Genomic DNA, 24309 nt, shown 5'->3' with positions numbered 1-24309 from the left:
CGGATTATCATCGATGGCGATGGAGCACGCGGCGATTTTCGCATTGACGGGCGAGTGCAATCTTGGTGCGCATGACTTGCCAATAAACTGACAAAAAGATTGGTCTTCAGGATAACCGCTGCGAGCGACGTTGCCGCGACCGAAATCAACGGTCTCGCCTTCACCGAACCCATTTCCGGATTGCCGCCAACTCGCGTTCCGGATGCTCGACCAAGGTTTGCAGGTGCCCAGCGTAAACGAAACCGGAATTGCCATCGAGGGTCAACCAGTCGCCTTCAGCCAAGGTCCGCGGCCCGATGCGGCAAGTGCGGTCTCCGAGATCGCTCGAAAGTTCAGAGCAGCCGACCAGGCAAACCTTTCCGAGCTGGCGGGCGACCACGGCTGCATGTGAGGTCCGCCCCCCCAAGGCGGTCAATATGCCGGCGGCATCGGCCATCCCAAGGATGTCGGCCGTCGTCGTCTCGCGCCGGACCAGGATCGCAGGGTCTCTCCCGGCGGCGTAGCGCTTCGCCGCGGCGGGATCGAGCGCGATCCGCCCAGCCGCGACGCCGATCCCCGCCACGGTCGCCGACGCCAGGGGCGGATCCTGCGTTCCCGACAGACGGTTCCGGACGACTCCGTCGAGATCGATCCCGTGCAGCCGCTCCAATGCATCGGCGGGCTTGACCAGCCCTTCCTCGACGAGATCCACTGCGATCCTGAGCGCGGCCCAAGGGGTGCGCTTGGCGGTGCGGGTCTGAAGCAAGTACAACTTCCCGTCCTGGACGGTGAACTCGAAATCCTGGACGTCGCCGAACATCGTTTCGAGCATGCCTCGGATCTCTTCGAGCCGATCCCAAATGGCGGGAAGCGCCGACCGAAGCCTTTCCGGGTCGCGGATTGCGATGCGCCCAGCGACGACGTCCTCCCCTTGGCCGTCGAATTGGAAGTCGATGTAGAGGACGTTCTCGCCGGTCGCAGGGTCGCGCGTGAAGCCGACGCCGGCCCCCGACCTGCCGCCGGCGTTCCCGAACACCATGGTCTGGATCGTGACGGCGGTACCTATTGCGTCGTCGATGTGGTTCAGACGCCGGTATTCGGCCGCCTTCGGCGCGTCCCAGGACCGAAAGACGGCATCCGTGGCGCGGGACAGCTGGTCGGTTGGGGATTGCGGGAAAGGCGTGCCCGCTAGATCCCGGAACCGCGCCAGCATGGCCTTGGCGAGCTGGCGCAGCGCAACGTGATCGAGGCCACGCTCATTCGCGCACAGCTCGGTGACGAGAGCTTCCTGGATGAGCCGGTCGAACGGCTCGACGGGCAAGGCTTGCACGACCTCGGCGAAACCCTGGATCAAACGCCGGTAACTGTCCCAGGCAAGGCGGGGATTGCCGGTCGTGCGGATCAGGCCCTCGACGCTCTCGTCGTTCAAGCCGACGTCGAGGACTGTTTCCATCATACCAGGCATCGAGATCGAGGCTCCGGACCGCACCGATACAAGCAGCGGCTTGCGGCCTGAGCCGAAAGTCTGGCCGGTTGCCCGCTCCAGGCGCGCGATCCCGTCGGCAAGCGCGTTCGTAAGCGCCGTCGCGCGTTCGTGTCCCGGCGGGCATCCCTCGCACCAATGCGTGGGAAGGACGAAAGCGGCGGGAACCGGCAGTCCGACGGAGGCCATGCACATCAGGTTGTAGGCCTTGTTGCCCACCTCCACGGCCTTGCCGGGCGGCAGAGCCTCGCCGGCAAGGACCATGTAGAAGGGCTGGCGCGGCCCCACGGGGCTAAGCTGCGAGAACATCGCCCACCACATGGTCACGGAGGATCAGGCTGGCCCGCTTCAACGAATCGGATGCGTCGCCGAGCCCGTGCCAGATCTTCGAAAGGACGTGTAGTGATCTGAAGTCTTTGGTTGTCTTCAGGATCGCGACGGTGACGTCGCGTTCCGCGGTGTCGGCGTCGTGCTCCAGCGCCACCAGACGATCGATTGCAACCAGAAAGTCGTCGGCGTCGTCCCGCAAGCCGTGACGTCGCACATGCCTGGCGTGGTTCAGAGCCTTGACCCATTCCTGCGCGGATTCGACGAGGACGGTGGCCATAGGCTGCAACGCCTCCAGCCCCTTGCGGTCGCCGTGGTCGTCTAACAGGCTTAGCAGAAACGTCGCTTCTTCCAGACTGTCGGTCGCGTCGTCGGCCGCCTGGATCAGTCTTAGCACCGGCTCCAGCTCCGGGCGGCGACGGATCGCTTCCGCGACGCCCGCGACGAGCAGGTCTGCCTCATGTTCCCAGTGCCGAGCCCGTTTCGTGAGGTCTTTCAGCTCGGCGGTATCGCCGCGAGGGTCAACGAGTTGATCGCGGATGGCCGTCGCGATCTCGAAAACATATCCGGCATGATCGGCCGCCGTCCCAAGCAGACGAGTGCCGGCCGTGTGCAGGAGGTTGAGCAGTTCGGCCCGCACACGATCCCGGATAAGGCTGTCCGATTGCCGCGCGCGCAGTCCCTCGCTGGCCGTGGTGAAGACGAATTGGACAAACGCGTAGGCACTCTCCGTTCCGAGCACGTCGCACAGGCGATCGCCGAGACGGACCGCGCTGACGGCAGCCGTCTCGACCGCGCTCCATATCAACCGGGCGCCGCCCATTTGCAGAAAACCCCGATGCCCGACGTCCGCATCGGCCGCCCAGCGAAGCAAGCGCGAGCGATCCTCCTTCACGAGAAAGCCGCGCAATTGCTTGCGGGCATGGTTCCAGTCGATCAGGAAGACGAGTCGCGAGCCGAGGTGATCGAGGTAGGCCAGGAGATCCTTGTTGTCCTTGACGTCGAAGGTTGCGGTTGAGAGGAAGAACGGCTGCCCGCCGGCCAGCGTCGGAACCTGGTTGCTGTTCGGATTCGACCACACGACGGCGAACGGCTCCAGCAGGCCCTGGAAGTATTGAAGCCGCTGGAGATGCACGTCGCTGTAGGTCAAGCTGACCTTGTTCGCCTCGACATGCACGACGATCACGTGGGCATCCGTGGTGCCGATGTCGTTCTGGATGATGAGCCGGGTTCCGGACCGGGTCGCTGTCGTCCCCAGCCCGGGGTGATCGAACTTGAGCGGCGCGGTCCGGTTCACGCCCTCCATGAAAGCACGGACCAGATCCTTGTCGCCCTCGCCGAGATGATACGCGGCCGCGCCGCCGATCTTCTCTTCCGCGAGCCCGACCTGCAAGGCATTGAGGACCTTGTGCAGGTCCATCACCAGCCGGTGCAGGCTGTCGCCGTGATCGTCGTCGGCTCGCGTGATCGTGTCGATGTCAGAACCGAGGACCTTGTCGTCGGCGGCGTGCGGTATGGCCTTCAGAAGGAGTGCTAAGCGCTCCTTCTTCTCCGCATCAGCCGGAGCGGCCATGATGCGCGCGTCGTCCATAATCGCGGACATCAGGTGACTGCACCCGGCAAACCGGTAGGATGCCCCGTCCTGCCTCGCCGCTGCCACCAGTTCATCAAGGCCGTTTTCGTGGATGCCCGCCGCGAGGCGCTCTCGCTTGAGCGAAGAAGACGGCCGATCAGGGTGATCGGCATGCGACCGGGCGACCTGAAGCAAAGAGAAATAGTATTTTAACCGATCATTGGCCGCGAGACCCGCCTCGATCTGCGCGGGCAGCGCGAGCCCGTCCTCGCCGAGGGTATCGAGCACCTGTGTTTTCATGACCGCCTCGATACCATGTTACGCCAGACGGGACGGCCCGTTGAGAATGCCGACACTGGCAGGCCTTGCAGAGATCGATGGCTTGACCGATTCGAACTCGGCTCTCACCGCCATTGATCATAGCGAGATCTTTGCGCCACGTTCGGCAGCAAGAACGCGTCTTTACTATGCGAAATCGGATCGAAGTTTTCACCGCAGTGTCATTTAACGGACGTCTCGAGCCGCTTTGGTACTGCAACACCTTTGGGCCTGTTGAAACACGTCACGCCCGAAGATGAGCGCCGCTTCCTGATCGAACAGATATTGGTGAACCTTCGGGGGATCAAAGGAGAGAATGATATGACCTCCATTCCGCCCTTCAAATCTGACGTGACGGCGCTGGGTGAGTTGGCGCGCCGCCATCAGATGGCGCGTCTTGGGTGCATCGAAAGTGGGATCAAGATCTCGATTCAAAACCTCGATTTCTTCTATGGGACAACGCAGGCACTCAGGCACATCACCCTCGATATCGAGGACCGAAGTGTGACTGCGCTGGTTGGTCCTTCAGGATGCGGCAAAAGTACGTTGCTCCGCTGCTTGAACCGTCTCTACGATCTTTACCCTGGTCAACACGCGACCGGAGAAATCCTCATGGATGGGAAGAACATCCTCGATCCTGGAACGAACCTGGAACAATTGCGCGCCGACGTTAGCATGGTCTTCCAGGCGTCGACGGTGCTTCCCATGTCAATCTTTGACAATGTTGCCCTGCCGATCGGGGTCCTCTTCCAGGCCCCTCGCTCGGATCGAGAAAGGATGGTGGAAACCGCCCTTCGCGACGCAGCCATTTGGGACGAGGTCAAGGACATCCTGACCACACCGGCGGCTTCACTTTCGGGTGGTCAGCAGCAGCGCCTCTGCATCGCAAGGGCCATTGGGACCGGACCCGCGATCCTATTGTTCGACGAGCCCTGCTCGGCGCTCGACCCGATCTCGACGGCGCATATCGAGGCTCTCATCGGTGAGCTTGCAAAACGCTTTTGCGTGGTGATCGTCACACACAACATGCAGCAGGCCGCCCGCGTCGCGGACGTCACTGCCTTCATGTACCTCGGCGATCTCGTGGAGGTCGGCAAAACCGAACAGATTTTCAGCAATCCAAAGGACCCGCGCACGCGGGACTACGTGACCGGTCGCTTCGGATAAGAGCGCGCATGTTCTCAGCGACCTCCGACGGAACTTCGGCCGGCACACAGTCGTGTGATACACCCAGGCCGCGATGAAGAGGCGTGAGATCCTGATTGGCGTCGGGGCACTGACCGCGGTTGGTGGTGGCGGGACCTATGGAACGCTGCATCGTATGGGGTCGATGACGGACTACGACGCGGCCATGGCGACCACGCGGGCGGCGCTTTCGGCCCGGCCTGGAATGCTTGAGTTCATTCGTATGGCGACGCTCGCGCCAAGCGGGCACAACACGCAACCTTGGCGGTTCCGGATCGGAAAAGACCATATCGAGATTGTCCCCGACCTTTCGCGGATCACCCCGGTCGTCGACCCAGACAATCATCATCTCTACGTGGCCCTTGGCTGCGCCGCCGAGAACATTGTGCTTGCTGCGGGAGCCGGCGGTTACCGGGGGACGGTCGGCTTTTCTGCCGCGAACGATAGCGTCGTGACCGTCTCCCTGGAGGACGGGACGGCAGGGGACATGGCGCTGGCCGATGCGATCCCAAAACGTCAGTCGACGCGAACGGAATTCGACGGACAGCAGGTAAGCAATGCCGATCTTCAAGCGCTGTCGGACGCGGCCGGAATTCCCGGCGTCGACGTCGTTCTGATCACTGATCGGCTTCGCAAGGACAAGGTGTGCGAGCTGGTCATCGAAGGCAACACGACGCAGATGACCGACCCGGCCTTCATGCGTGAACTCAAGCATTGGCTGCGCTTCAATCCACGCGAGGCCTTAGAGACCGGCGATGGGCTGTTCAGCGTCCTAAGCGGCAATCCGATCCTTCCTACGTGGGCGGGACCGGGCCTGTTCGATTGCTTCGTCAGCGCGCAGTCGGAGAACGAGATCTACGCGAGCCAACTGCGATCCTCGTCCGGCATCGCCGTCTTCGTGTCGGAGGCGAGTGGCCCGGAGCACTGGATTCAGGTAGGCAGATCGTGTGAACGCTTTGCCTTGCAGGCGACGGCGCTTGGCCTAAAGCATGCCTTCGTCAACCAACCGGTCGAGGTTGCAGCACTGCGGCCGGCTCTGGCGGATCTCGTCGGTCTGGGTGGGCGCCGGCCCGACATCCTGATGCGCTTCGGCCACGCGGCGGAGCGACCGTTCTCGGCGCGCAGGTCGCCGCAGGCAGTAATACTGCCTTGACCGCAGAGTTCCAAATGTCGGAACTGCTCGCGTTCGGGAAGGGCAGCGCCCTGACAAAAAGGATATTTATTTACCAGCTGTACTGCGGCATGGACGTGCCCGAGCTGACAATCGTAAATATCTTGGCCTGCAAGCTTCGCAAGAAGCTTTTTTGCCGCAAGCCATGGGAGAATTACGTTGAGACAATCTGGGTCGTGGTTACGTGCTCCACGAATTTCGCGGAGTCCTGGGCGATAGCGATCTGAGGCGACAGGTCGGCTCGAATTCGCGACTGTCGTCTCGCATCAAGTGTCATCACGACAAACGGTCGATGGTTTGCAGGGAGCGGGTCGGTCACCTGGTCGGTGGCGCAGCCAACGCCAAGCGCGAGGCCCCCGTAGAGAGCGCCTCGATCATCGCGGCCAGATTCGCATCAAGCGCTGGGCAGAGATGATCGTGTAAAGATCCGATTGTGAGACGCGATCGCTAGGGGGCCGGGCCGCCGCCGCGTCAATGAATCCAAGCACTCACCATCCAAGAGTGGTTTTCGCAGTCCGAAAGGCGATGTGCGCAATGGGCCGGTGCTACGTTGTAAATAACGAAGGCTGAGGCCTTACGGGCAGCGTTCGACCCGAAGGAGGCGCTCGTTTCACCTTCGCTAAGCGTTTTCGAATAGCCGCTAATTGATCTGGATTATTTAGCTGACCCATCCAAAGCGTATTGTCCTTAGTCGCACCTATCAATTCGACACCAATCTACCAGGGCGATAACGCCAGGTTTAGACCCGTCAAACCGAATTGGTTAGGAAAGCCACTCCAATCCAGCGGGCTGACCCATTGCCCGAGAGGGCGACAGTCCGGGTCAGTTTCGCCCTTATCGATCGCAAATATCTCCCATGAACGATCGATAAGGCAAAGGAGACTAGAGAGATGTCGGAGCCTGGGAAACTCTTTGGGATACAGAAGGCCGCCGAAGCCGATATCGACGACTTCAGACAGGATCTTGGTCCGTTCGTGGTCGCTGCCGAGACGACCAGAATGCCGATGGTTTTCACGAATGCCAAAGTCGCCGGCAAGCCGATCGTCTTCGTCAACCAAGCTTTCTTGACTTTGACCGGGTTCGAGGAGGACGAAGTGCTAGGCCGCAGCTTCCTATCCTTAATTGAGCATGATTCCGACCCGGAGGCGCTTGCGGAAATTCAGACCGCGTTTGAGGGGGGACGAGATCTTCAAACACAGATTCGTTGTTGCAAGAAAGGTGGCAGCGTTCTCTGGGTTCTGATCTTCATAAATCCCGTCCGTGACAAGAACGGGGATTTGCTACAGCACTTCGCTTCGTTCCTGAATATCGATCGTGACAGGGAACTGGAGGACCACCTTCGGCTCGTGTTGGAGGAGTCGCACTATCGTGCTCAGCAGTCCCTGAAAGCCCTTACGGCGTTGGCGATCGGCGCGTTGCGAGGAGCCGTTGCCCAGAATGTCGTGGACGAGTTCGAACGTAGTGCCCGCATGATCATATCGGAAATCGCGAAAAACAGACCTGATACCGATGGAAGCCAAACACGAAACGCTCAGACGAGTGCCGAGATTTCGCATGCACCCCGAGGGTATGTCAGTCGTGAAGATGTTTAAGACTTTGGGATTGAACGGACACGCTGTCACGGAAGTTGCGCCCTTAGCGCGACGTGTCCTGTCTGTGAGGATTGTGGATGTTGACGCCCAATCCTTGATTCCGGAGCACCCCGATAGCCGAGATAAGCACTCTTCGCCGCCGCACGGATGAGAACATGACGTCCTCAACTTGTCGCCAGCGACACCACGATCGTACCTGCATGGTGTGACACAAGTCAGCCGATTTTGCTGTGCCCCCAACCGTCTCGGTCCGGAAGACGTGCGCGCCTTTCAGGTTTACCTCGTTTAGACCGGGCTCTCGTGGCCCGCGCTAAACCAGACAGTCTGCGCACTGCGCGTCTTCTACGGCATCACGCCGGGCCATAAAGCGATCCCGGAACGCAATCTCACAATGCCGGCAATGAGGATGATCGCCGAACGAGCGCGCTCGTCGTACTTCGAACGTGAAGGGTGTTGCGCCCGGGCACATCAAAAGCCGGGATCCTGATGAGGGCAATGTAGCCATTTGGCTTGCCGCTATTCCAAGCCGATGCCTCGTCGTCTCATCCGGCCAGCTGGCCTTCGTCCACCTCGCCTTTTCCTCGGTATTACGACTTCACCTCCGCACCCATCTCTCCGGCTACGGACCTCTGGAATACCATGGCGCGAACTTGGGTCCGTTTACGAGCCAAGATGCTCCTTGTTCCACCGGCGCTGGTTGATCGCTGACACGGCTGAATATCGGGCCGTCCGGGGAATGTAATTCAGCGATGGCGCGGACCACGATGCATCGCCCAGATCCGATGGACTTTACTCGTTGGGGGCAGCGGCACTGTCGCGAGTTCGGGCTCGCCAGGGTACATTGCAGGGCCCTAAGCTGAAGTCCGCTCCCGGTAACGGGACTCCGCGAGCCCCTTGCTTACGTCGATTCGAATTCCAGCACGACCCGGGACGGCACGTCTCCATGTTCGAGACGATCGAACACCGAATTGATCGCCGAAAGCGGCTGAACCTCGATATCGGCCTTGACCTTGCCGTCCGCCGCGAAGGCCAAGGCCTCGGCCATGTCCTCGCGGGTTCCCACGAACGAGCCGCGGATCGTGAGGCAGTTCGCGACGACATCGAAGAGCGGCACCGGGAACTCGCCGGGCGGCAGCCCGACAAGGACGCATGTGCCGCGCTTTCGCGCCATGCCGATGCCCTGCCTGAAGGCGCCAAGGGAGGGCGCCGTGATGAGGACGCCATGCGCGCCACCGCCGGTGCCCTTCCGTACCGCTTCCACCGCGCCTGCCGTTTTGGCATTGACCACGAGGTCCGCGCCCAGGCGGGTCGCGTGCGCCAGCTTGCCGTCGTCGATGTCGACCGCGCAGACCTGAAGGCCCATGACCTTGGCGTATTGGATCCCGAGGTGCCCCAGTCCACCCGCACCCGAGATGACGATCCACTCGCCGGGACGCACGTCAGCCTCCTTGATGCCCTTGTAGGTGGTGATCCCGGCGCAGATCAGTGGTGCGGCCTCCCTTGGGGAGAGGCCGTCCGGAATGTGGGCCACATAGTCGGGGTCGGCGAGGATGTATTCAGCAAAACCGCCATTTTTGGTATAGCCGCCGAACTGCGCCTCACCGCACACCGTCTCCCAAGCCGACAGGCAATGTTCGCAATGGCCACAGGCTGAGTACAGCCAGGGGACGCCGACGCGGTCTCCCTCCTTGACGATCGTGACGCCGGCGCCGACCGCTGCGACGCGCCCGATGCCTTCGTGACCTGGAATGAATGGGAGGGTCGGTTTCAGGGGCCAATCACCGTGCGCAGCATGCAGATCGGTGTGGCAGACGCCGCAGGCCTCCGTCTTGACCAGGATCTGGCCGGGACTGGGTGTTGGAATGGCCCATTCCTGGAAGACCAAGGGCTTGCCGAATTGTTCGACGACGGCGGCGTGCATCCGGGATGCCATGAAAACTCCGTGATTGATTGAGCGCGGAGGCAGGGGTGGCCCGTCGCGATAAGTAGGAAGGGCAAGGGTCAGACCGGCGCTTCGATCGCCGCGTAGCGGACCAGTTTCTTGTTCACGAATTCCTGGATTCCCATGTCGCCAAGTTCGCGCCCATAGCCCGAATCCTTGATGCCGCCGAAAGGCAGCTCGGCGTCCGACCAGGAGATGTTGTTGACGAACATCATCCCGGTCTCGACCCGGCTAGCCACGCGCTTGCCACGAGCGATATCCCTTGTGAACACCGAGCCGCCGAGGCCGAAGTCCGAATCGTTGGCGAGCGCGATGGCCTCATCTTCGTCGGCGACCCGGAAGAATAGCGCGACGGGGCCGAAGAACTCGTCGCGGAAGGCCGGGTTCTCGGGCCTGATGTCCGTCAAGATCGTCGGTTCCATATAGGAGCCCGGGCGCTGGATGCGCTTACCTCCGAGAATGACCTTCGCGCCCTTGGCGACCGCGAGGTCGACCTGCTCCAGCAGCTGGAGCAAGGCGGGTTCGGAAGACAGAGGTCCGAGCGTCGTCCTCTCGTCGAGGGGGTCGCCCGCCTGCAGGTCGCCGAGCGCGGTCTTGAACTTTTCGAGGAAAACGTCGGCGATGCGATCGACCACGATGAACCGTTTGGCCGCGCAGCACGTCTGCCCTCCATTGTACATCCGCCCCCACACCGCCCATTTCAGCGTATGTTCGAGATCTGCGTCTTCGAGGACAATGAAGGCGTCGCTGCCACCGAGTTCCATCGACGAGGGCTTGAGGTTGTAGCCCGCCCTTGCGGCGATGATCCGGCCCGCCGCGACGCTGCCGGTCAGGGCGATGCCCTTGACGCGGGGGTCGTCGATGACACGCGCTGATTGGTCATGCGAGATGATCAGGTTCGTATAGAGGCCCGCGGGCGCGCCGGCGTCGCGCCACAGGTCCTCGAACGCCATGCCACATTGCGGGACGCACTCGGCGTGCTTCACCAGCAGGACATTGCCCGCCATCAAGTGCGGGCCGGAGACCCGGGCGAGCTGATAGAAGGGGAAATTCCATGGTTCCACCCCAAAGATGATTCCGATCGGGGAGCTCTCCATGTGGGCCTCGCCGAGGATCGGATGAAGCTCCTGAGGGGCCAAGAAGCGCTCGGCGTTCTTCGCGTAATAGGCGAGGATGCTCGCGCTGAATTCGATCTCACCCCGCGCCTCCGCGATGCGTTTCCCCATTTCCAGCGTGATTGTGCGCGAAAGGACGTCGATACGCTCCCGCATGAGCGAGGACGCCCTGACGACGATGGCCGCGCGCTCACGATAGGTCTTTTCCCGCCAGGTCGCGAAGCAGGCAGAGGCGGCTTCAAGCTTGCTGTCGAGCTCCGCATCCGTCAGTTCCGTGAAGACACCGAAACTCACTCCGCTGAACGGGTTGACGCTCTCATATCCCATCATTGAATTCCATTGCACGCGGTCAGACGCAACGCGCGTTTGCCACACGGATTGAATAATCGAGGTCTTGACCGCCAACGATCAAGAGAATCAGACGGTCGCATGCGGTATTCGAAGACGTCGACGGCGAATGCCATGCGCATCGAGGTCGCATGTTCCAAACCGATCTTGGAGCTAAATGGCCGACGAGAGCGAGCGTCTGATTTCGGGTTCCGACTATGCGGATACGCATGCGGTCGAGACGCCAGGATCGCTCGGCGCCGGCCTTGGGGTGTGCGTTTCCGCATGGCCGCTAACTGACTTTGCTTCGTCACCCGTGCGCGTCAAAGCCTTACATGGGCAGTCAGGCATGTGCGCTTCTCAGAGGCTGACGACGGTGTCGACACCACGCGGCTCGACCGTTGCAGCGGCGTGCGGGCGTCACAGTTTTTCGAGGACTGCCACCACGATGGATGAAATCGGTTTCATCGCGCCCATTCCCCTCGCGGGCGCGGGGCTTCCCTGTTCGGATCGCGTTGCTGCGGTCGAGGAGCGACCTGAAAGATGAGGCCGCACACCACGCCTCGCTCTGAAGAACTCTACTCTGGACCTCGCACACTCGCCGACCGCACCGAGATCAAGCATCCGCACGTGCGGGAAAGTGGTCTTAATGACCGGGATTGAGGCTGCGATCTTTGACGTCGACGGCGTGCTCCTGTCATCCCCACATGAACGGGCCTGGCGTGAGGCGCTCGACGGTTTCGCGGATCCCAGCCGGTTCACGTCCACCATGTATCAGACGTTTGTCGCGGGGAAGCCCCGTCTGGTCGGCGCGCGTGCCGCTCTCGAGCAATTGGGCGTGCTCGACGCGAAGGCAAAGGCCTCGATCTATGCCGAAAGCAAGCAGGGGCGCCTGGAGGCCCTGATCGCATCCGGAAGCTTCAGGGCCTTTCCGGACGCACTTCGGTTCGTCTGGTCGCTCATCGGGCTTGGTTTCCGTCTGGCCGTCGCGTCCTCGTCGAAGAACGCCAACCAGATGTTGAAATTGATCCCGATGGACCGCGGCGGGACCCTTTTCGACGCCTTCCAGGTCAACGTTTGTGGGCGCGACTTGCCACGGGGAAAGCCAGATCCGGCGATCTTTCTCCTTGCGGCCTCCGAGTTGGGTTTCGCGCCTTCCCGATGCTTCGTCATTGAGGACGCCGCGGTCGGCATCAAGGCCGCGCATGCCGGCGGCATGGCTGGACTCGGCGTCGCACGCCTTCACGACGAAGCCATACTCCATGCGGTGTCCGCCGACCTGGTGGTCGACAGCCTCGATGATGTTGACGTCGATCGATTGACGGACGGCGTTCTCCTTCGCATCGCGGGTGAAACGGATCATGCCCATGCCTGAATTTATCCAGCCGACGGTCGACCCGGCATGGACCGTGCGCGAGCACGGTTACGATCCGCTGCGTGAACGGGGGATCGAGTCCCGCTTCGCGATCGGCAATGGATTTCTTGGCGTGCGCGGCGTGCCCTCGATCTCCGCGGACAAGGTCTGCGTGTCCTGGCCTCGAACCTATGTCTCGGGCTTGTTCGATACCCCGGCCAGCCTTCCGCACATCCTGTCCCTCGTATCCGTGCCCGACTGGGTCGCCGTTTCGATTTTGGTGGACGGCGTGCCCTTGCTGCGGGTGGCCGCCGACATGGATCTGCATAGCCGGACGCTCGATATGAAGCGGGGAATGCTGTTCTGCAGTTGGCGCTGCGCGATTGCGGGCAGTCCCATTGTCGCCGTGCGCTCAGTTCGTCTGGTGTCGCTCGCCGATCGTAGGATGGGCCTTGAACTCATCGAGATCGACTGCGGCGCTGAAGCCGACATCTCGCTGGAAGCCGCAGGGGCGTCGGCCGATCCCTGTCTCAAGCCGACGAAAGTCACGCGTGGTCAAGGGCGGTGGAGCATCGAGGAAACAGGCAAAGGAATTGCCATGGCGACAGAAGCTTCCCTTCGGCTCGACGGCGGCGAGCAGGCTCCAGCCACGCCTGATGGCGAAACCTGGCTTTGGCGCTGGAGGTCGGAGGCCGGCCAGGTCGCCACCCTCGAACGCATGGTCAGCTTCGCAAGGCGCGACGAGAAAGACGGCGATGCCCTTCCCAGGGCTCTCAAGGCTCAGGCGGCCGCGAGGGCTATCGGAAGCGACGGCATCATCGGGCGTCACGAGGCGGCTTGGCGGGAGCGGTGGCATTGTAGCGACGTCGCGATCGGCAGCGATCCCGTCGCCCAGCACGCGCTGCGATTCGCGATCTATCACCTGAACAGCGCCGCCAATCCCGAGGATGAGCAGGTCTCCATCGGAGCGCGAGCCCTGACAGGCGAGGACTACCACGGGCACGTTTTCTGGGACACGGAGATTTTCCTCCTGCCCTTCTACACGCTGACATGGCCGGCAGCGGCTCGCGCGTTGCTGATATATCGATACCACGGCCTCGACGGGGCTCGCGCGAAGGCGATCCGAATGGGGTGGCGCGGCGCCTTTTATGCCTGGGAATCGGCCAGCTCCGGCGATGAAACCACGCCGGATTACGGAATCAGCGCTGACGGGACCCTCGTCAAGATCCTCAGCGGTCAGGAGGAGGAGCACATCAGCGCCGATGTCGCCTATGCCGTGTGGCATTACTGGCAGGCGACCGGCGATGACGGCTTCCTTCGAGACGCCGGGGCCGAGATCCTGTTCGAGACGGCCCGCTTCTGGGCTAGCCGCGCCCAACTGGAGACAGACGGCAAAAGCCACATTCGTGGCGTCGAAGGCCCAGACGAATACCATGAGCATATCGACGACAACGCCTACACCAACGTGATGGCCCGATGGAACATTCGACGCGCCCTCGAAATCGTGGCTTTGCTGCGCTTGCGCTGGCCAGCCTGCTGGACGGCGCTCGCCAGACGGCTTACCCTCGTCGATGCGGAACTCGTCTCCTGGACGAAGGTGGCGGGCTCGATTGCGACGGGCCGTGAAGCAGCGTCCGGACTCGTCGAGCAATTTGCGGGCTACTTCGAGCTGAATGAGATCGACCTCGCCTCCTATGCGGGCCGGACGAGCGCGATGGACGTCCTGCTGGGGCGAGACCAGACACAGCGCTCCCAGGTGATCAAGCAGGCCGACGTCGTGGCCCTTCTCGCCTTGGTGCCAGAGGAATTCGACGAGAAGAGCCGCCTCGACAACTTCAACTACTATGAGCGCCGTTGCGATCACGGCAGCTCGCTCAGCCGCGCCATGCACGCGCAGGTCGCCGCACGGGTCGGCGAAACGACGCTCGCCATGCGCTATTTCAAGGAGGCGGCGTCGATCGACCTCGCGGACACTTCATGGCGCAGCGCCGGTGGCGTCCATATCGCGACATTGGGTGGTCTCTGGCAGGCCGCCGTGTTCGGTTTCGCCGGCATGTCCATCCAAGAACAGGGGGTCGCCTTCGATCCCCGTTTGCCCGAGAGTTGGAACTCTCTCCAGTTTCGCGTGCAATGGCGCGGACGTACCCTCGATATACGGATCGAGCAGGTCAGCCGGCGGCTCCTCGCGACTCTGGAAGATGGAGAGACTATGACGGTCATCGTCGCAGGCGTGTCGTACTCCGTTTTCCGCGGACCGGCGCTGAGCATCGAGCTGAGTTCCGTGGAGCCAGAAGACGTGCCGGGTCTGGCACCTTGCCGAACGGCATGAAGAATGGGCGCAGGGAGTCGAAAGCGTCGCCCGAAGCAACTGCGACGCCCGACGTCCGGCCCCACGCCCTTGGGGGACGTCGCAGCGCCGCTTTCGGCGCGCGTCGTCATCCGGCGTTCTATTGGTATTTGATCGGCGTTTTCCTTTCGGGATTGTCGCTCGCCATCGATTACGCGTTCGGCCCGACGACCTTCGGAATTGATGCGTCCTATGGTCCGCTTATCAATCACCTTCTGCTCGCCGTCCTGCTCAGCTCACTGATCTTGTCCAGCCAACGACTGGTGAGGGGATTCTTAAGCAAAAAGACCGTCGACGATAATGTCACGTTCTTCAATCTCAAGCTGGTCGTTCGGCTCGTCGCCACAATCCTCGTCTGCCTGATTTCTCTCTCTGCGATCTCACAGACTTGGTACACCGTCCCGATCGCGCTCGGCATGTTTTCAGTCGTGACCGGTTTCGCGCTGCAGACGCCGATGACGAGCTTCGTCGGCTGGGTCTATATCTTGTCTCGTAAACCCTATCGCGTGGGTGACCGGGTCAAGATCGGCGGTGCGACCGGGGACGTCATTGATGTAAGCTATTTCGACACGACACTTTGGGAATTCGGTGGTCATTATCTCTCCACAGATCACCCGAGCGGAAGGATCATAAAATTTCCGAATTCGATTGTTCTCACTGAACCGGTATATAACTACTCGTGGAAATTATTTCCCTATATGTGGGATGAGATCCGCTTCTACGTTGCCTATAACAGCGATCTCGATTTCGTGTCAGCGGTGATGCTGGCCGAAGCGAAGGACGAGATCGGGCTCGTCATGGCCGAACGGGTGCGCGCCTACCGAAGCATTCTCGACCGGACGCCGGTCGATCAGCTCGACGTGCGCGAAGAGCCGACCGTTTTCTTTCGGACCAACGAGGATGGATGGCTGGACGCGATCGTCCGATACTTGGTCGACCCTAAGGAAGCAGGGCGGGTCAAGACCATCCTGATCCGTAGGATTCTTGCGAAGCTGAATGCAGAACCTGACAGGACACTTTTCCCGAAGTGGAGGTAGCGCCGAGATGCAGGTACCTAATCTCGCCGGGCAAAGTCGGCAAGCTACGATCGCTGCGCGTCAGGGCACCAGGACAGCCGCACCTTCAAAGCGTCCGGCGCGAAGATCCGACAGGGCTTGGTTCGCCTGCATCAGGGGATAACGCGTCGTCTTGACGTCGATTCCCATGCGGGGAACGAGCGACAAGAAATCGAGCCCGTCCTGACGCGTGAGATTGGCGACGGAGACAAGCTGCCGCTCCTCCCACAGATCCCGGTATGGAAAGCGCGGCACATCGCTCATGTGAATGCCGGCGCAGACCACCCGACCGCCTTTGCGCACTGCCCGCAGCGCCAACGGAATGAGATCGCCGACGGTCGCGAAGATGATGGCGGCGTCGAGCGGCTCGGGCGGCATCGTGTCGGATCCCCCGGCCCAAATTGCCCCGATATTTCTGGCGAAGGTCTGGGTGGCGAGGTCGCCCGGCCGGGTGAATGCGTAGGTCGATCGGCCCTGATAGCGCATGACCTGCGCGACGATGTGGGCCGCGGCGCCGAAGCCGTAGAGGCCCACCCTCTTGCCCGCTCCGGCGATGGCCAGGGATCGCCAGCCGATCAGCCCGGCGCAGAGCAAGGGCGCGAGATCCACGGCTTCACCGCTTTCGCCGAGCGGAAAGGCGAAGCGGGCGTCGGCGGTGATCGACGTCGCGAACCCGCCATCACGCGTGTAGCCGGTGAACAGCGGGTCGTCGCATAGATTTTCCCGGTGCTCCCTGCAGTACAGGCAGGTCCTGCACGTATGCCCGAGCCAGGGAACCCCCACGCGCTCGCCGACCCGCAGGTCGACTACACCCGATCCGACGGCATCGATCCGGCCGACGATTTCGTGGCCGGGGATGATCGGGACCTTGGGATGGGGTAACTCGCCATCGACGACGTGCAAATCCGTTCTGCAGACCCCGCAGGCGGCGACCTTGACGCGGACCTCGCCCGGACCCGGGACACGATCGGGCAGCTCAGACCACTCCAGTGGTGCACGCAGGTGCTTCAATACCATCGCATGCATGATCGTTTCCGGGTTGCGGGATTGAGGAGCATTCACGGAACCGCGGTCGTGCCGATCGAAAGCCCGTCGCCAAGATCGCCGTGTGCTGGTTGCCGAAGCGGCACATTTCGAGGTCGGTCTATTGAGACACGAAGTAGTAACCAGAGGGATGCATCAGGAGATTGCGGCCAGGCGATAGGTTTCTTGGGACCGCGTTGTCGACAATAATCCGCCGCCTTACCTGACGAAGGGTCCGGTGACGGCACATTCTAATGTTCCATGAGAACCGGGATCTCGCTATTCTCCAAAACGTGGCGGGTCACACCCCCGAGAAGAAATTGCCGGATACGACTATGGGTATAGGCACCCATGAGCAGCATCGTCGCTTCGCCTTTCGACGCCCCGGCGAGGATCGCCTCCGGAACGCTATTGGATTCTGACACGGCCGATAGCGGATGTGCCCGAATCCCGTGCCACATCAGGTAGTTCGCCAAATCCCCAGGCGTTTCGGCGGCGCTGCCACTCCTATCGGCGGTGATGATCGAGACGCGGTCTGCCGCATGCAACAAATCCAGAGAATGTCCGATGAGGCGAGTCGCTTCCAGGCTGCCGTTCCAGGCGATCACGACGTGGCGCAGCACGTTGTCGGGAACCTTGGGAGACAGCACCAAGGTGGGTCGCCCCGTCGCGAAGACGGCTGCGTCGAAGATCAGTTCGGATGCCAGATTGGTGGCCGTCGGGCGATTGACGATGATCAGATCGCAGACCCTGCCCGCGAGGGCGACGCTGGGTTCGAGATCGCCGATCCTTTCGTCCCATTCGCCAAAAGTTGTACGCAGGTCGTCGAATTTCCCGTCGCTACGGATGCCGGCTTGCTCGCAGACGTGCGCGAACGCCGCCTTGCTTCGCTCGGCAGTGCGCTTTGCCTCGGCTTCAATGTCCGTGACTGTGACTCCCTTGTCGCGGATGACAACGGGCAGAGCGCGCATCGTCCGATCGAGGTCGGCGCGAAGGAAGAGTAGCCGAAGGTGGGCATCGAGGCTTCGACACAATGCGAGCCCTGTCCCTAAACGCTGCACGCAGTCATTTTCAGACGTTGAAGGAATTAGAATTCGGCGGATCGTCATGGTCGCTCCTCGGGCATCGACAGGTCATCCCTCGAAGGGGCGAATTTTTCTGGAAAGTCAGGGCGTCACGGTGGTATCCAGGCATCGAATGGGCATCGGTATTCCGCATAACTGGAACGTTGCCCTTTCTCATGGCCTTCCTGGAAGCACTCGGGCAGCTAGGGCGCGTTCTCCTGACGAAACGTCGTCGTTGCGTCAAAGACTAGTCGTGTTGGACCTTGAAAGCGCTGAGCGATCTTGGGTAGTGACTATTCGAAAATGTGTCCCGGCGGCCGGTCTCAATTCAGTTTACGGCATAACAAGCACTGCTTGACGTCCCATGTCGCAACCACCTCACAGCGATGACCCAGGCTCGTGAGTTGGCGATGAACGCCGCGACCGCACGGTCCCGCCTCGTCGCAAAACGCCAACGGCTTGCCCTGACGCGCGAGCCGCTCGCATAACTTCCGGACCGCATCAGGGCCGTTGTCGATCTCGCCGAGGTAGGTCACTCGGATTCGAGGCATCTCGCGATTGTCCTTGTGCACAATCAGCCAGGTGCCAGCGCTCGGAATCGAAGAGGGAAGAGGCGGCACCGTCAGGCGGACCAATTCGGGCTCGCGATTGGCAGGGAATCGGAGAAGGCTTGCCAAGCCGCCACCGTGGACCGTCGCCGCGAGCGCTGCGGCATGGCTGCTTGTCTGCATCGCAATGCGGGCGGGCGGCGCGAGTTCTTCGAGCCAATCGGTCTGCGTCGCATCCTGAATACCATCGAGCTTCGTGATCAGGTGGTGGCCGGGGGAGCCGTCGTCGAAATCGACATCGCCATGGCGCTTGAGATAGTCGCCGCTCGCATAAAGCCCGAAAGCGACGACGCCTTTTCGACCCACCACGAGATCATGCTGGTCGGGCTGCCGCAGCCGCACGGAGACGTTCGCCTCACGCTCGACAGGCTGAGCTCGCGTGGGTTGGGATCAGTTCGATCATAATATCGGGATCGGCACGTGCAGCGTGCCGAGACATGGCGCCATCAGATTGCTGGCAATTGTTTCGGAGCAGGTGACACGCACGAGCCCGGCGCATCGCGTGTCGCGACCGATGACCTGCCGCTCCAGCGCGAGCGCTTAGGCCCCAAGTCGCCGGCGAGCTCGCTGGCCGTGCCGATGGCTTCTCCCATGGCGGCATAGGCGGGCCCGCGTGAACCGGCGGCCACCAAAGCCGGTTTGCGGGAAATACGAAAACGCATGGGAGGGGGACAGCCAGGCGGGCGCACAAACGCATAGTCCCAACGCAAAAACGGGTGCTCCTGTCCAGCCATCCCACGCGTTCGAAGAGGGACCGCACCATTGCTGCGATGCCGGTCGCGACCTCGACGACGGGACTGACGACCTCAGCCGCAGCCGTCTTCTTAGCGCCCCGGGCTCGGACGCGACGAGGAGCAAATAACATCAGCTGCCGCCGCGCCCTACAACGCTGCGGAAGAGGAGATCATCAGTGCTTATCGCGATTTCAGTTCTCAAGGGATACGCCGTCGAGGCGAGCGACGCGGGGAGGATCGGCACGATCCACGACATTCTGTTCGACGATCGGACCTGGAAGATGAGATGGCTCGTGGTCGACGTCGGCTCCTGGCTGAACGACCGCAAGGTCTTGGTCCATCCCTCGGCCATCCGGGCGCCGGACTATGTCGGCGAGATCCTTTCCTTGGCCTTGACGAAAGCCCAGGTCGAAGCAAGTCCGTCGTCTCTGCTGCACGAACCAGTCTCCGCCCGGATGGAAACCCGTCTCTACGACTATTACGGATCAGGCCCGATCTGGGGCTCAGGCTATTTCGGCGCTGGCGCTTTCGGATCGCCCCTATCCGCCATGATCCCCACCGGTGGGAGCATGGCCGATTCGCCAATCGAGGATGAGCCGGCGGGAAAAAGCGGTGACCCGAACCTGCGCAGCTTCGCGGAGGTGATCGGCTACCACATGCACGCCACCGACGGCATGATCGGCCACGCCGCAAACTTCCTCATCGACGACGGTAGTTGGGACGTTCGGTACATCATCATCGACACGAAAGATTGGTGGCCCGGCGCCCGCGTCCTGATCTCACCCTACGCCGTCCAAGCGGTGCGCTGGACCGAGGGCGAGATCCGGCTCGACGTCGATCGCGAGACGGTCAAGACCAGTCCGCCTTGGGATCCGATCGCCATGATTGATCAGGTCTACGAAAAGAAACTGCATCGCCATTACGGGTGGCGCGGCTACGGCTTTTAACAGCCGGATCCCCGGGCCGCTGTCCAACGATAACGTTGGCTGACCGGTCTATCCTCCCGATTCACCACGATTACCGGGGCAACCTGTATCAGGTCAGGCCGCCAAGCCCTCGACTGCCATCGCCGCCTAAACCAGGGGTCCTCGGAGGTCGACACGCCGCTCAGCGGAAGGATTTTCCTTATGAACGAAGCTAGCCAGCCCTTCACCGAACCGGCACCACCTGCACCTGGCGCCGCGCGTCGATCGATCAAGGCCTATCTCGTGGGCGGCGGCATCGCCTCCATGGCGGCAGCAGCCTTCCTGATCCGCGACGGCGATCTCCTCGGCCATGACATCACCATCTTCGAGGAAACCGACAAGGTCGGCGGCAGCCTCGACGGGGCGGGCTCACCGAAGGTGGGTTACGTCCTGCGCGGCGGCCGCATGATCGAGCGCAAGTACCTCTGCACCTACGACCTGTTCTCCTCGATCCCCACCCTCGACGAGAGCAAGTCCGTGACGGACGAGATCTTCGCCTGGAACGAGACGATGAAGACCTCGTCCAAATCGCGCCTGATCCGCAACGGCCAGCGGCAAACCGCGCCTGATTTCGGATTGAGCGAGCGGCATATCCTGACGATCGAGCGCCTCGCAATCGAGCCCGAGGGACTGCTCGGCGCCTCGACCATAGCCGACCAGTTCGATCCCACGTTCTTCAAAACAAATTTCTGGTTCATGTGGTGCACCACCTTCGCGTTCCAGCCGTGGCACAGCGCGGTCGAATTCAAGCGCTATCTCGTGCGCTTCGCCCATATGGTCTCGGGGTTTGATCGGCTCGAAGGAATCATGCGGACGGTCTACAACCAGTACGATTCCATGGTGCGGCCGCTCCACAAATGGCTCGACGCGCGTGGCGTCGTCTTCGCGCGGGGAACCCGTGTGATAGACCTGCATTTCCGCACCGAGCCGGATGGGACGAGCGTGACGCGCATCGATACGGAGCGTGAGGGCTGGGGCGGTCAGGTTGAGGTTGCGTCGGGCGATCTGGTCCTCGTCACGCTTGGTTCGATGACCGAAGCCTCAAGCCTCGGGTCGATGAACCGGGCGCCTTCTGGCGGAGCGGAGACGGCCGGTACAAAGTCTGGCACTGGCGCCTGGGCGCTGTGGAAGAAGATCGCCGACGACCGGCCAGAATTCGGCAATCCGTCGGTTTTTTCCGACCATGTCGGACGATCGAAATGGGTGTCCTTCACCACGACCCTCTATGACCTCACCTTGCTGCGGGTCATGCGCGACCTCACAGGCAACGTGCCGGGCGAGGGCGGGCTGATTACGTTCCCCGAGTCGAGCTGGCTCATGTCGATCGTCATTCCGCATCAGCCCCACTTCATCGACCAGCCCGCCGACGTCGGCGTGTTCTGGGGGTACGGCCTCAAGGTCGACGATCCCGGCGATTTCGTGCGGAAGCCTATGGCGGCCTGTACGGGCCGCGAGATCATGACGGAGATGCTCGGCCACCTGCACGTGACCACCGATCTGTCGACGATCATCGAGACTTGCCTCTGCGTCCCCTGCATGATGCCCTTTATCACGAGCCAGTTCCTACCGCGGAACAAGGGTGACCGCCCGGATGTGATCCCCGCGGGCACGAAGGACATTGCCTGCATCGGCCAGTTTTGCGAGATGCCCGAGGACGTCGTGTTCACCGTCGAGTATTCGATCCGCTCGGCTCAGACCGCCGTCTACAAGTTGCTCGGCCTGAAGCGCGAGCCGCCGCCTGTCTATAAGGGGCGTTTTGACCCGCGCGTCTTATTCAATGCCTTTCTGGCCCTTCACGACATTCATGCGTGAGCCACGTCGCGCGGTGGTTCCGAGCCTATCCCCATGGCCCGACCCGTCGCGACCGCCGTCTTGTCACCGCCGGTACGAGATTTCCCCGGAGAGCCGGGCCCCTCCGGTACGAGGCTCCCGGCGACGAATGTTCCGTCTGTCACCCGACATCTACCGGGCCGCCGGCCCTCGGCCAACTCGAGGTGATGTGCACCTGGTGACGAGCTGGCAACTTGTGGCTATCGACCACCTCAATTTGCGCGATAATCCCGATGCTCCTGGTTCCATTTACCCTTCTTGGCCCCGATCCGTCGCGAGGTTTGGCTCCCAGGATGGGCTGTTCTTCACCTGTTGGCATCCGATGCCGAGGTGAATGTCCGCATCAGTGAACTGCGCGTTGACCTCGTGCGGAGACACGAGCACACGCCGTCCGGGCCACCAATTTCGGGTCGCTACGACAAGATGCCGGACGTCCCAATGAACGTCGTCCACCAGAAGGTCCGCGACATGTCCAATGGCGCCGTCGGTCGCGTGGACGTGGCAGCCCATCAGTGACGTGATGCTGTGCAGGTTCGGCTCCCCGCGCGATGTCCAGGGTCGCCCGGCACTTGTATCGCTGTCGTAGGTTCCGCCGACCAAGGGCGACGAGACCAGCGGCCCAGGCGGCCAGTTCTCGCCGGAACAGCAGTTGCCCCAATGGGGGTTGGATTTGTAGTGGCTGTGGATCAACCTGCTGGTTCCCCGCGGGACGGCTGCATCGATAGGGACGTGAGGGCTCGCCTCGATCTGAGCTCGTGTCAGCTTAACGACGATCGTCTTCGCTGCGCGTTCGATTTGTTCGATTTCGCCCGGACGAATCACCACCCGGCGTTGCGTCAGCCATGACCCAGTCTCGACGACCAGCCACCGAACCTTCCAGACCACGTCATCGACGAGAACGTCGACCACCGTCCCCACCTTCTCGTGCCTCGCAACCACGGCACAGCCTTTAAGGGGGCAGAGCGGTATATTCATAGTGCAAGACTCTTGAAGAGGCCCGACCGGGGGGACCCTGGCCTGGGTTCAGTCTCCTGAAGGGATAGAATTTGGTTTAAAAGTCGATTGCCGTGTCTGGCGCTACGACCCGAGCCTATAAACGCGGCGAGATCGATCTATGGTGGGGCGAACCATCCCTGGTCCCGTTTGGTGATCATAAAAATCGGTGGACGGTGCTTCTTGCACGACTTGACCGGACACTAGCATGATGGCCCTTGTCGACTGCCATAGCATGCTGGTCTCCTCTCGGGCAACGCGGTCCGAAGGCTTATCGCCGCGTCGGCGGTCTTCCTGATTGACGCGCTAAAGCGTCCAACCCACCATTCGGCTCCCGTCCCCTCGATTGGCCAAGATCAGCTTGCGCTCTCGCAGCCGGCGTGAACTGATCCCGCGTCCTGACCCGTCAAGCCAAGGTTCGGCGGGTGGCGTTGTCACTTCCTAGACTCGGGCCGCTTGACGCGGTCTCCTTTTACAACGCAAAATTTTTAGCCATTCTGCAAGCCAACGCCATCGCGGAGCGTTGATCGTTCGCCGTTCCGGATCCCAGAAGCGTCCGGGGTGCCCCCTCGCCAGCGGTCAGGCGGAACACCAGAAACCGGGTGGCCCCAGCGATTTGTTGTGTCACGAGTCGGAACGACTCGCTCTCGTAGACGATCGCCCCATCCGGCTCGGTGCTCCATCGCCCTGGCTCCAAAGACATTCGTGTTGCCCCGCAGCAATCCGCACTCAAGCCCTCAGCTTCATTACGTTTAGGCTTTCCCCCGCCGTTAGCTGCACCACCGAATAACGATAGTGACTATTCGGATTCGCTGGACCGCCCAAGGTGAACCGGAACAAAGGGAACGATGTCTTTTGATGCTTTGGGACCACAACGTTCCAGCGCTCCGGTCCTCATGCTGTGTCTCGGACGCCGGACGCGTGAGGAGCGCCAATCGCGTTTCTGGTCACATCCGGCCGGAGCCCCTGCCGCCTCCGGCCCGTCACAAGTCTCGCTTATGGTCTCCTTCCAAAGAGGTAAGAAATGCCACAACAGCAGACATCCTACGTCCATCGGGGGAACACGTTCTTCGGTGTCGTCGATGTCATCGGCAGCGGTCCGGATCGCGTCGTCCGGGTGCGTTACAACGGAGCTGAAAGGGAAGCCGGCCTGGACGGCTTGACGGTCGAGATCGTCGCGCGGATGCTCGTCACGGAACTCGTCCTCCTGGACGTCGCCTTGATTGGATGACCCACCACCTTCCCTAAGGGCCTTGCCGAAGATAACTGAATCGGCGTTGCCGGGGTAGATTCCGCGCTGGGGTGGCGTCCGCTACAGACGATG

General features: G+C 61.8%; 16 protein-coding genes and 2 pseudogenes. 10 read left to right on the top strand and 8 right to left on the bottom strand.

The window, feature by feature from the left end; translation table 11 throughout:
• Positions 1 to 160: 160 nt before the first annotated feature.
• The gene (locus M8523_RS29960; RefSeq protein WP_282588533.1) at positions 161 to 1783 is read right to left on the bottom strand and encodes a PEP/pyruvate-binding domain-containing protein; all 1623 of its coding nucleotides are present in this window, start codon (positions 1781 to 1783) and stop codon (positions 161 to 163) included.
• The gene (locus M8523_RS29955; RefSeq protein WP_282588519.1) at positions 1755 to 3662 is read right to left on the bottom strand and encodes a DUF47 domain-containing protein; all 1908 of its coding nucleotides are present in this window, start codon (positions 3660 to 3662) and stop codon (positions 1755 to 1757) included. The genes M8523_RS29960 and M8523_RS29955 overlap by 29 nt, the downstream gene beginning before the upstream one ends.
• A 405-nt stretch (positions 3663 to 4067) precedes the next feature.
• Here M8523_RS29955 and M8523_RS29950 point away from each other — a divergent pair, with 405 nt between their 5' ends.
• The 4 genes and pseudogenes from M8523_RS29950 to M8523_RS36600 all read left to right on the top strand — a co-directional run.
• A complete protein-coding gene (locus M8523_RS29950; protein WP_282588532.1) occupies positions 4068 to 4847 on the top strand; it encodes a phosphate ABC transporter ATP-binding protein in 780 nt (259 codons plus the stop codon).
• A 73-nt stretch (positions 4848 to 4920) separates the two neighbouring features.
• Positions 4921 to 6018 carry an Acg family FMN-binding oxidoreductase gene (locus M8523_RS29945; RefSeq protein WP_282588518.1) on the top strand — a complete coding sequence of 366 codons (1098 nt, stop codon included), beginning with the start codon at positions 4921 to 4923 and terminating at the stop codon, positions 6016 to 6018.
• Between the two features lie 908 nt (positions 6019 to 6926).
• Entirely contained in the window at positions 6927 to 7628 is a 702-nt protein-coding gene (locus M8523_RS29940; protein ID WP_282588517.1) for a PAS domain-containing protein, read from the top strand.
• Between the two features lie 113 nt (positions 7629 to 7741).
• Positions 7742 to 8010, top strand: a pseudogene (locus M8523_RS36600) (phage integrase N-terminal SAM-like domain-containing protein); the annotation flags it as partial.
• Positions 8011 to 8526: 516 nt separating this feature from the next.
• Here the strand turns inward: M8523_RS36600 and M8523_RS29935 are convergent.
• Both M8523_RS29935 and M8523_RS29930 read right to left on the bottom strand, forming a co-directional pair.
• Complete coding sequence (locus M8523_RS29935; protein WP_282588516.1) at positions 8527 to 9561, bottom strand: zinc-dependent alcohol dehydrogenase; 1035 nt, start codon at positions 9559 to 9561, stop codon at positions 8527 to 8529.
• Between the two features lie 68 nt (positions 9562 to 9629).
• A complete protein-coding gene (locus M8523_RS29930; protein ID WP_345894326.1) occupies positions 9630 to 11015 on the bottom strand; it encodes an NAD-dependent succinate-semialdehyde dehydrogenase in 1386 nt (461 codons plus the stop codon).
• Between the two features lie 646 nt (positions 11016 to 11661).
• Between M8523_RS29930 and M8523_RS29925 the strand changes: the two genes are divergently transcribed.
• From M8523_RS29925 to M8523_RS29915, 3 genes are read left to right on the top strand one after another with little or no spacing between them, the layout of a single operon-like run.
• Positions 11662 to 12387, top strand: a complete 726-nt coding sequence (locus M8523_RS29925) for an HAD family hydrolase (protein ID WP_282588515.1) — start codon at positions 11662 to 11664, stop codon at positions 12385 to 12387.
• Complete coding sequence (locus tag M8523_RS29920; protein ID WP_282588514.1) at positions 12380 to 14695, top strand: glycoside hydrolase family 65 protein; 2316 nt, start codon at positions 12380 to 12382, stop codon at positions 14693 to 14695. The genes M8523_RS29925 and M8523_RS29920 overlap by 8 nt, the downstream gene beginning before the upstream one ends.
• Positions 14680 to 15750 carry a mechanosensitive ion channel family protein gene (locus M8523_RS29915; protein ID WP_282588513.1) on the top strand — a complete coding sequence of 357 codons (1071 nt, stop codon included), beginning with the start codon at positions 14680 to 14682 and terminating at the stop codon, positions 15748 to 15750. Before M8523_RS29920 ends, M8523_RS29915 begins: the two co-directional genes overlap by 16 nt.
• 60 nt (positions 15751 to 15810) lie before the next feature.
• Here M8523_RS29915 and M8523_RS29910 read toward each other — a convergent pair whose 3' ends face one another.
• From M8523_RS29910 to M8523_RS29900, 3 genes and pseudogenes are all read right to left on the bottom strand, one after another.
• On the bottom strand, positions 15811 to 16794 hold the full coding sequence (locus M8523_RS29910; protein ID WP_282588512.1) for a zinc-dependent alcohol dehydrogenase family protein: 984 nt from the start codon (positions 16792 to 16794) through the stop codon (positions 15811 to 15813).
• 248 nt (positions 16795 to 17042) lie between these two features.
• Positions 17043 to 17762, bottom strand: coding sequence for a universal stress protein (locus M8523_RS29905; RefSeq protein ID WP_282588511.1), 720 nt, complete (start codon positions 17760 to 17762; stop codon positions 17043 to 17045).
• Positions 17763 to 18178: 416 nt separating this feature from the next.
• Positions 18179 to 18814 (bottom strand): annotated as a pseudogene (locus M8523_RS29900) (LysR substrate-binding domain-containing protein); the annotation flags it as partial.
• Between the two features lie 559 nt (positions 18815 to 19373).
• Between M8523_RS29900 and M8523_RS29895 the strand changes: the two are divergent.
• On the top strand, positions 19374 to 20144 hold the full coding sequence (locus M8523_RS29895) for a PRC-barrel domain-containing protein (protein WP_282588510.1): 771 nt from the start codon (positions 19374 to 19376) through the stop codon (positions 20142 to 20144).
• A 180-nt stretch (positions 20145 to 20324) separates the two neighbouring features.
• Positions 20325 to 21974 carry an oleate hydratase gene (locus tag M8523_RS29890; protein ID WP_282588509.1) on the top strand — a complete coding sequence of 550 codons (1650 nt, stop codon included), beginning with the start codon at positions 20325 to 20327 and terminating at the stop codon, positions 21972 to 21974.
• 267 nt (positions 21975 to 22241) lie between these two features.
• Here M8523_RS29890 and M8523_RS29885 read toward each other — a convergent pair whose 3' ends face one another.
• Positions 22242 to 22967, bottom strand: a complete 726-nt coding sequence (locus M8523_RS29885; protein WP_282588508.1) for a PRC-barrel domain-containing protein — start codon at positions 22965 to 22967, stop codon at positions 22242 to 22244.
• 1042 nt (positions 22968 to 24009) lie between these two features.
• Here M8523_RS29885 and M8523_RS29880 point away from each other — a divergent pair.
• Positions 24010 to 24216, top strand: coding sequence for a hypothetical protein (locus M8523_RS29880; protein ID WP_282588507.1), 207 nt, complete (start codon positions 24010 to 24012; stop codon positions 24214 to 24216).
• Positions 24217 to 24309: the final 93 nt, after the last annotated feature.

Origin of the sequence: Lichenifustis flavocetrariae, assembly GCF_026130545.1 — a bacterium.
GTDB lineage: Bacteria > Pseudomonadota > Alphaproteobacteria > Rhizobiales > Beijerinckiaceae > Lichenihabitans > Lichenihabitans flavocetrariae.
Note: the sequence above shows the minus strand (reverse complement) of the source record. Positions and strands in the feature narration are given on the sequence as shown.